This is a genomic window from Undibacterium sp. Ji50W (assembly GCF_049340445.1).
Classification (GTDB): Bacteria; Pseudomonadota; Gammaproteobacteria; order Burkholderiales; family Burkholderiaceae_D; genus Undibacterium.
This window is the reverse complement of sequence record NZ_JBMPOX010000052.1, coordinates 1-1347: the sequence shown is the minus strand read 5'-3', so window position 1 is coordinate 1347 and position 1347 is coordinate 1. Positions and strand designations below refer to the sequence as shown.

Here is a 1347-nt window from a genome sequence, read left to right as displayed (position 1 = left end):
AGGCATTTTATGTCGGTGGCACCTACGTCAAGTACCAGGGGCAGCTCTACAAAACCCGCTGGGACACCATGGGTAGCACCATGACCGGCACGGATCTGGATGCGGCAGCGGTGTGGGAACCGGTTGCTGGTACGGAAGGGTATAGCCTGTGGCAAGCCAATCTGACTTACCACGGTGGCACTGCCGTGGTCAGTAATAACCAGACCAGCTACACAGGTGGTGAAGTCGTTGGGTATGAAGGGCATTTGTGGCAAGCCAACTGGTTCAATGTCGGCTCTATACCAAGCAGTGCCAGTGGGTCGCCGTGGACTGATCTGGGGGTGATTGGAGGGGCTGCTTCACAATCATCATCACAACCATCACCAACTACGCCTTCATCACCAATTACACCAACAGCGCCAACACCAAGTACGCCTGCGCCGACACCGCAAGCCATCGTCACGCCAGAGTGGAATACCGCCACCGCCTACTTGCTGGGTGACCAGGTCAACCACAACGGTAAAGTGTATCAGGCACGTAGCAATAATCAGGGCAGTGAGCCAGCAGGCAATGCAACATGGCTGGAAGTCGTGCCTGCTGCCAGCGTTACTGCCTGGTCAGGCAGTCAAACCTACCTGGACGGCGATACCGTTACCTATAACGGACAAGTGTATCTGGCCCGCTGGGATACCGCTTTAGGCAATACACCAGGTGTTGACATGGTCTGGACACAGGTACCCGCTCCAGGTACCGCACGTCCGTGGATGGCGGGTGTCGAATATATTGTCAACCAGATCGTCAGCCATGATGGACAACTATGGAAAGCCAACTGGACCACCATACCCGGCAATGAACCCGGTGTGGATCACGTCTGGAGCCAGGTGGTACCGGCAGGTAGCAATCCGCCCTGGTCCGCTGGTCCGGAATATGCACAAGATCAAATCGTCGATTACCAGGGCCAGCACTGGAAAGCACGCTGGCCCAGCCATGGCGACATCCCCGGTCAAACCCAGGCGTGGACACAGGCACCGGATGCCGGCACCTATGCCCCCTGGGGCGCAGGCGTCACCTACTATGGTGGCGAAACCATCCAATACCAGGGTCATTTGTGGCTGGCACAATGGTTCACCCTTGGTGATACACCGGGCCTGGATTCGTCCTACGTATGGGCGAATATGGGTGTCGCGCCGGCCGACCCACCGCCGGTAGTAGTCCCCCCGGTAGTCATCCCCCCGGTCCCCACCCGCACCACCTACGACCTGCTACCGATGCTGACCGCATCAGCCAATGACCTCATCAGCCGCAGCTTCTATGATGCAGCCGGTCATCTGAGTAAAACCGTCAGTGCCGCCGGTCTCGTCACTGAAT

At 57.9% G+C, this 1347-nt stretch carries 1 protein-coding gene; it reads left to right on the top strand.

Annotated features, from left to right (window positions below):
* Positions 1 to 1347: carbohydrate-binding protein (locus ACO0K9_RS27920; RefSeq protein WP_422990657.1), on the top strand; the 1347-nt coding region annotated here is incomplete at both ends.